Below are 7646 nucleotides of genomic sequence, written 5' to 3' on the forward strand. Positions count from 1 at the left end.
GTTCAATAGTCAGGAATTAATGAAATAAATCATACTTACAACAATATGTATCAAAAAAGTAATAAAATTGGAAGCTATCGTTGGTCTATTTGTGGATTGCTATTTTTTGCAACAACAATCAATTATTTAGACAGACAAGTTTTATCCTTGACTTGGAGTGAATTTATAGCACCAGAATTCCACTGGACTAATAATGATTACGGAAACATAACTGCGTTATTCTCTATTTTTTATGCAGTTTCATTGTTGTTTGCAGGTCGTTTTGTAGACTGGATGGATACCAAAAAAGGTTTTTTGTGGGCTATCGGGATTTGGTCATTTGGTGCTTGCCTGCATGCTTTTTGTGGTATTGCCACATCAGGAATTATCACTGGCAATTGGTTTGTGGGTTTTGAAGGCGCAAAAGAAACTTTAAAAACAGTCAATGACACGGGATTAATCATAAATGTTAGCGTAACCTTATTTATTTTTGCCCGATTTGTTCTAGCAGTGGGAGAGGCCGGTAATTTTCCTGCTGCAATAAAAACTACAGCGGAGTATTTTCCTAAGAAAGATAGAGCTTTTTCAACCAGTATTTTTAATGCTGGTGCAACAGTGGGTGCCTTAGCAGCTCCAATCTCCATTCCTTTTATTGCTAAAGCATTTGGTTGGGAAATGGCTTTTATAATTATTGGTGCACTTGGTTTTGTATGGATGGGTTTTTGGGTTTTTATGTATGATAAACCTGAAAAGCATCCTAATGTTTCACAAGCAGAGTTAGAATACATTCAACAAGATGATATTGCCGATAGTAAACTTGCAGGTTATGTTCCTGAGACTACAACCAAAGTTTCTTTGAGTGATTGTCTTAAATACAAGCAAACTTGGGCATTTGCTTTTGGAAAATTCATGACAGATGGAGTTTGGTGGTTTTTCTTATTTTGGACACCAGCCTATTTAAGTTCTGTTTATAATATGGATTCAACACAATCAGCATTGCCATTGTTTGTGCTTTATATGATTACATTATTATCAATTATTGGTGGTTGGTTGCCTACTTATTTCGTAGAAAAGAAAGGAATGAATCCTTATGAAGGCAGAATGAAAGCCATGCTTATTTTTGCTTTTTTTCCACTCTTAGCACTCATAGCGCAACCACTTGGGCATATTAGTTATTGGCTTCCAGTAATTATTATTGGGATTTCAGGAGCGGCACATCAATCGTGGTCTGCTAATATTTTTACAACCGTGGGAGATATGTTTCCTAAAAAAGCAATTGCCACAATAACAGGAATAGGAGGTCTGGCAGGAGGAATAGGTTCAACATTAATTAATAAAGGTTCTGGTGTTTTATTTGATTATTCAAAAGAAACGAATATGGTTTTTATGGGTTTCAAAGGTATTGAGGCTGGATATTTTATTATTTTTTCAATCTGTGCTGTTTGTTATTTAACGGGCTGGATAGTAATGAAGTCTTTGGTGCCTAAATATAGTCCTATAAACTCTCTGTAGATCATATTTAAAATATTTATAAACTATTTTGCCAAAGTTTTATTTTATCAAGTATCTTTGTGCAATCGATTACATTAAAAAATAGAACATGACAAATTTTTCTTTTAGATATGCAACCAATCCTACTGATTTTAAAAAGTATGGAACCGATGAATTAAGAGAACAGTTTTTAATAGAAAATATATTTGTTCCTGATGAAATTCAGCTTACGTATTCCATGTATGATCGGTATGTTGTTGGTGGAGTTATGCCAGTAAAATCAAGCTTAAAATTAGAAACAATTCCATATTTAAAGTCTGAAAACTTTTTAGATAGGAGAGAATTGGGAATAATCAATGTAGGTGGAGCCGGAGTTGTAACCGTTGATGGAGTTGTCTATGAATTGAATACTAAGGAAGCACTTTATGTAGGTCAAGGTTGTAAAGAGGTTCTTTTTGCAAATGCTGATGGACAACAAGCCTTGTTTTATATCAATTCGGCACCAGCTCATACTTCTTATCCAACAAAAAAAATTGGTAGAGAAGATGCAGAAATCATTCCGTTGGGAGATGAAATTACAGCTAATAAACGCATTCTAAATAAGCTGATAGTGAATAGTATTGTACAAACCTGTCAACTTCAAATGGGGCTAACAGAGTTGTTACCGGGTAATGTTTGGAACACCATGCCCGCTCATACTCATGATCGCAGAATGGAAGCTTATTTTTATTTTGATATTCAAGCTCCGCAAACAGTGTGTCATTTTATGGGAGAGCCACAAAATACAAGGCATCTTTTTATGCAAAATCACCAAGCAGTTTTATCACCAGAGTGGTCTATACATTCAGGTGCGGGTACAAGCAATTACTCTTTTATTTGGGGTATGGCTGGAGAGAATTTAGATTATGGAGATATGGATATTGTAGCACCTAATGAACTAAGATAATAGCTATGAATTTATTTGATTTGAAAGGAAAAAGAGCTTTGATTACCGGTGGAACACACGGATTAGGTTTGGCTATGGCCGAAGGTCTCGCTCAAGCTGGTGCAGCACTTGTCATTACAGGAACTACACCCTCAAAAATGGAAGAAGCTCTTAACTATTATTCACAAAAAGGATATACTGTTTCGGGTTATTTATTTGATGTTACGGATGAGAATGCAGCAGCAGAAAATCTTGAACGCATTACAAAAGAGCAAGGTGATATTCATATTTTAATAAACAATGCGGGTATTATTAAGAGAGAATTAGCTGTTAATATGCCTATTGCTGATTTTAGAAAGGTGATTGATGTAGATCTTGTTGGTCCGTTTATTATGTCTCAACTTGTTGCTAAACAAATGATTGAAAGACAAGAAGGCAAGATAATTAACATTTGTTCTATGATGAGTGAGCTAGGACGCAATAGCGTATCTGCTTATGCTGCTGCAAAAGGTGGACTCAAGATGCTTACTAGAAATTTAGCTACAGAATGGGCAAAGTATAATATTCAAGTTAATGGGATTGGTCCGGGATATTTTGCCACTACACAAACAGAACCTATTCGCGTAGATGGTCATCCGTTTAACGATTTTATAATCAACAGAACGCCAGCTGCACGTTGGGGAAATCCTGAAGATTTAGCAGGAACAGCTGTTTTTTTAGCTTCAAAAGCTAGTGACTTTGTAAACGGTCAAATTGTATATGTAGATGGTGGAATTTTGGCCACTATTGGGAAACCTATAAACGAAAATTAATTCAAAAATTTAAAAAATGAGTGCGCCATTTATACACGATAATTTTTTATTAGAAAATAAATATGCAGAAGAGTTGTATCATGATTTTTCTAAAAATCAGCCTATTATAGATTATCATAATCACCTATCACCACAGTATATTGCTGAAGATAAAATTTTTGAAAATTGTACTCAAGTTTGGATAAATGGAGACCATTACAAGTGGCGTGCCATGAGAACTCTGGGTATTAAGGAACAATTTATTACTGGAAATGCAACGGATAAAGATAAGTTTTTACAATGGGCTAAAACGGTTCCTTACACGATGCGTAATCCATTGTTTCATTGGACACACCTAGAACTTGCCAGATATTTTGATATTCATGAGCTATTAAATGAAAAAACAGCCGATAAAATCTATGAGGAATCATCGGCAAAAATAGTTTCAAAAGAATATAGTACTCAAAACTTGTTAAAAAAAGTAAATGCCAGTTTTGTGTGTACAACTGAGGATCCAATTGACACTCTAGAACACCATCAGTTTTTAACTAAAAACCCATTTGAAACGAAAGTTAGTACCGCTTTTAGACCAGATAAAGCTATTCTTATTTTAAACGATGGGTATAATGCTTACATCAATTCATTAGGTGAAGTTGCAGGTATTTCGATTAATTCGTATGCTGATTTGTGCGTAGCTTTAGAAAAAAGAATTGATTATTTTGATCAAAACGGTTGTAAACTTTGTGATCATGGCTTGGATCAGATTTATTTCGAAAATTTTACTGAGGTTGAAGTAAATCGTATTTTTAGAAAGAAAAGAGAAAACGTGTCTATAACTACTGAGGAGGCTTTTAAATTTCAATCAGCGATTTTATTGTTTTTATCCGAAACGTATCACAAGTATGGCTGGGTACAACAGTTTCATTTAGGAGCATTACGAAATAATAATGAGCGAATGCACCGTATTTTAGGGCCAGACACAGGATGGGATTCTATAGGAGATTATCCGCAAGCGTTAAAACTTTCTCGTTTTTTAAATGCTTTGGATAGCCAAGATAAATTAACAAAAACGATAATTTATAATTTGAATCCTGCTGATAATGAAGTTATGGCTACTATGATTGGTAATTTTAATGATGGTAGCGTAAAAGGAAAAGTGCAATTTGGTTCAGGATGGTGGTTTTTGGATCAAAAGGATGGAATGACAAAACAATTGAACGCACTTTCTAATATGGGGTTAATAAGTTGTTTTATAGGTATGTTGACTGATTCTAGAAGTTTTTTATCATTTCCAAGACATGAATATTTCCGTAGAATTTTGTGCAATTTGTTAGGTGATGAAATTAAAAGGGGAGAGTTACCACCAGATATGGAATGGATTGGTAAAATGGTTTCAGACATTAGCTACCACAATGCAAAAGAGTATTTTAATTTGTAATTCAAAAGCTTATGTCTCAAAATAGTTCCAATCAATTATTTTTCTTGGCAGATGAAATGCAATGGGAAATTGCTAGTACTGGTGTTTTAAGACAGCTAACAGGATTTGATGATCGTGTTATGATGGTGAATGTTAGGTTTAAAGAAGGTGCTATAGGACCTATGCACAAGCACACGCACACACAACTGACGTATGTAGCCGAAGGCAAGTTTGAGGTTACCATAGAATCTGATACCTGTGTTTTAAAAAAAGGGGATTCATTTCAGGTTCCTTCTAATAGTTTGCATGGTGTTTTATGCATAGAAGAAGGTATTTTGATTGATGTTTTTAGTCCTATGAGAGCTGATTTTATTAAATAGTAAAGGAATATTGAATGAGTAAAGTAGTCACTTTTGGCGAAATAATGTTAAGACTTTCAACAGAAAGACATTTGCGTTTTGAACAAGCCAAAACTTTTACTGCATCTTACGGTGGAGGTGAATTTAATGTAGCGGCATCATTAGCAAATTATGGAATTGAAGCTGAATTTGTTACTAGAATTCCTGATAATGAGATAGGAGTTTGTGCAGAGAAAGAAATGAGAAAAATGAACGTAAGTTCTAAAAATATTCTTCGTGGTGGGGAACGTTTGGGTACTTATTTTTTAGAAACTGGAGCAGGAACAAGAGGTAGTAATGTGGTTTATGATAGGGCTCACAGCGCTATGGCTACAATTACGAAAGGGTTAATTAATTGGGAACAGGTTTTTGAGGGTGCAACATGGTTCCACTGGAGTGGTATTACTCCAGCAATTTCTAATAGTGCTGCCGAAGCTTGCTTAGAAGCTGTTCTTGTGGCTCATAAATTGGGATTAACTATTTCATGTGATTTAAATTATAGATCTAAATTGTGGCAATATGGTAAAACTCCTAGTGAAGTTATGCCAGAAATTCTTAAATACAGTAATGTCATTTTAGGTGATATTGATACAGCATATTTTATGTTGGGTTTATCTAAAGTGCAACCTAATTATCAAGACTTAGTTTCGTTACCGTACTTATACGGTAAATTATTTCAGCTATGTCCTAACTTAAAAATTGCAGCTACAACACTCCGCTATTCTGTGAGTGCATCACACCAAAGAATTGGAGGTATATTATATGATGGTAAACATATAAGTAATGCAGCAGTAAAAGAAGTAACGCCTGTGGTGGATAGAGTGGGTAGTGGGGATGCTTTTATGGGTGGTTTAATTTATGGATTATTGAATTTTCCAGTAAGTAATCAACGTGCTTTAGATTTTGCAGTTGCCGCTTGTTGTTTAAAACATACCATTGCGGGAGATTATAACTTGGTTACAATAAAAGAAGTAGAAAACATGCTAGATGGAGACGGATCTGGTTTAGTTTCACGATAAAATGGTAATATATGGCACGATATTCTAGAATTGAAGTAGCAAATGCAATGGCATCAACGGGTTTAGTCCCATTGTTTTTTCATAATGACGTAGAACTTGGAAAAAAAATTATAAAAGCATGTTATGATGGTGGTGCCAGATTGATGGAGTTTACCAGTCGTGGTGATTTTGCTTTTGAAGTTTTTGGAGCATTGAATAAATACGCATTATCAGATCTACCAGGAATGATTCTAGGTGTAGGTTCTGTTACTGATGCTGCTGCAGCATCGCTGTACATGCAACTTGGAGCTAATTTTATTATTACCCCTGTGTTGCGGGAAGATATTGCACTTATTTGCAATCGTAGGAAAGTGCTATGGTCACCGGGTTGCGCGTCCCTTACAGAAATTGCTCGTGCAGAGGAATTAGGATGTGAAATTGTAAAACTTTTCCCTGGAGATGTATATGGTCCTCAATTTGTTAGGGGGATCAAAGGTCCTTGTCCTTGGACTAGTATTATGCCTACAGGTGGTGTAACTACAGATAAAGCAAACTTAAAAAGTTGGTTTGATTCAGGTGTAACTTGTGTAGGTATTGGTTCTCAATTAATATCACAAGTTGTAATAGAAAATCAAGATTTTCTTGGACTTGAAAACACAGTAAGAATTACCCTTGAAAATATAAAACAAATTCGAGACGAAAATAAAAAGTAAATGGAAACTAATTTTTCATTAAAAGGGAAAGTGATTGTAGTCACTGGAGGAACTGGAATTATAGGGTATTCATTTATAAAAAGTATTGTTAGTGCAGATGGTATTGTTGGCATTCTGGGCAGAAATGAAAAAATAGCTCATCAACGAGTTCAAGAAATACAAGATATAGGAGGTAGGGCCATTGCCTTACTTGCAGATGTTACAAATGAAGCCCAATTGCTTTTAGCAAGGGATAAAATGTTAGATGCTTTTGGTAGGATTGATGGTTTAGTAAATGCTGCAGGAGGAAATATTCCAGATGCCGTTGTGCATCCAGACCAGGATATTTTTAGTCTTAACATCAATGCCTTAGAACAAGTGATGCAGTTAAATTTACTAGGAACCATTTTACCTACACAGGTTTTTGGTGCAAGTATTCAACAAGCAGGATCGGGCAGTATAGTTAATATTTCATCTGTAGTATCTCAACTGGCGGTAACTAAAGTTTTAGGGTATAGTTTAGCTAAATCATCAATAGACAGTTACACTAAATGGTTTGCAACAGAACTTGCCAAACGGTATGGAGATGCCATCAGAATGAATTCTATTGCGCCAGGTTTTTTTTTAACAGAACAAAACAAAACCTTGCTTACAAACCCAGATGGAACTCTAACTGATAGAGGAAATCAAGTATTGCAAAGTACTCCTTTCAAACGTTTTGGTCATCCTGATGAACTTGCAGGAGCATTAATATGGTTGTTAAGTGACGCCTCAAAATTTGTCACCGGTTCTAAAATTACAGTAGATGGTGGCTTTACAATTTTTAGTGGAGTATAAATATAGTATTATAGTAAAGGTATAATAAGCGACTTATACCGTGTTTTTTTGATCGTTATTCTTAACTCCTCATAGAGAATAAAAGGATGTAAGCATAAAAGTAAGTCGTTTATAATAC

8 protein-coding genes are annotated in these 7646 nt (G+C 35.0%); all 8 read left to right on the forward strand.

What is annotated here, in order from left to right; translation table 11 throughout:
- Positions 1-45: 45 nt before the first annotated feature.
- The 8 genes from FPG59_RS11880 to FPG59_RS11915 all read left to right on the forward strand — a co-directional run bounded on the left by FPG59_RS11880 (position 46) and on the right by FPG59_RS11915 (position 7528).
- Positions 46-1491 carry an MFS transporter gene (locus tag FPG59_RS11880; RefSeq protein WP_086454811.1) on the forward strand — a complete coding sequence of 482 codons (1446 nt, stop codon included), beginning with the start codon at positions 46-48 and terminating at the stop codon, positions 1489-1491.
- Positions 1492-1579: 88 nt separating this feature from the next.
- Positions 1580-2416 carry a 5-dehydro-4-deoxy-D-glucuronate isomerase gene (gene kduI, locus FPG59_RS11885; RefSeq protein ID WP_086454812.1) on the forward strand — a complete coding sequence of 279 codons (837 nt, stop codon included), beginning with the start codon at positions 1580-1582 and terminating at the stop codon, positions 2414-2416.
- 5 nt (positions 2417-2421) lie between these two features.
- Complete coding sequence (locus tag FPG59_RS11890; RefSeq protein ID WP_086454813.1) at positions 2422-3207, forward strand: gluconate 5-dehydrogenase; 786 nt, start codon at positions 2422-2424, stop codon at positions 3205-3207.
- A 16-nt stretch (positions 3208-3223) separates the two neighbouring features.
- Positions 3224-4624: a glucuronate isomerase gene (gene uxaC / locus FPG59_RS11895; RefSeq protein WP_086454814.1), complete on the forward strand. Its 1401-nt coding sequence runs from the start codon at positions 3224-3226 to the stop codon at positions 4622-4624.
- A gap of 11 nt (positions 4625-4635) precedes the next feature.
- Entirely contained in the window at positions 4636-4983 is a 348-nt protein-coding gene (locus tag FPG59_RS11900; RefSeq protein WP_086454815.1) for a cupin domain-containing protein, read from the forward strand.
- Between the two features lie 14 nt (positions 4984-4997).
- Positions 4998-6020 carry a sugar kinase gene (locus tag FPG59_RS11905; protein WP_086454816.1) on the forward strand — a complete coding sequence of 341 codons (1023 nt, stop codon included), beginning with the start codon at positions 4998-5000 and terminating at the stop codon, positions 6018-6020.
- Between the two features lie 11 nt (positions 6021-6031).
- Complete coding sequence (locus FPG59_RS11910; protein WP_086454817.1) at positions 6032-6712, forward strand: bifunctional 4-hydroxy-2-oxoglutarate aldolase/2-dehydro-3-deoxy-phosphogluconate aldolase; 681 nt, start codon at positions 6032-6034, stop codon at positions 6710-6712.
- The gene (locus FPG59_RS11915; RefSeq protein ID WP_086454818.1) at positions 6713-7528 is read left to right on the forward strand and encodes an SDR family oxidoreductase; all 816 of its coding nucleotides are present in this window, start codon (positions 6713-6715) and stop codon (positions 7526-7528) included.
- Positions 7529-7646: the final 118 nt, after the last annotated feature.

The organism is Flavobacterium sp. FPG59 (assembly GCF_002150205.1).
Classification (GTDB): domain Bacteria; phylum Bacteroidota; class Bacteroidia; order Flavobacteriales; family Flavobacteriaceae; genus Flavobacterium.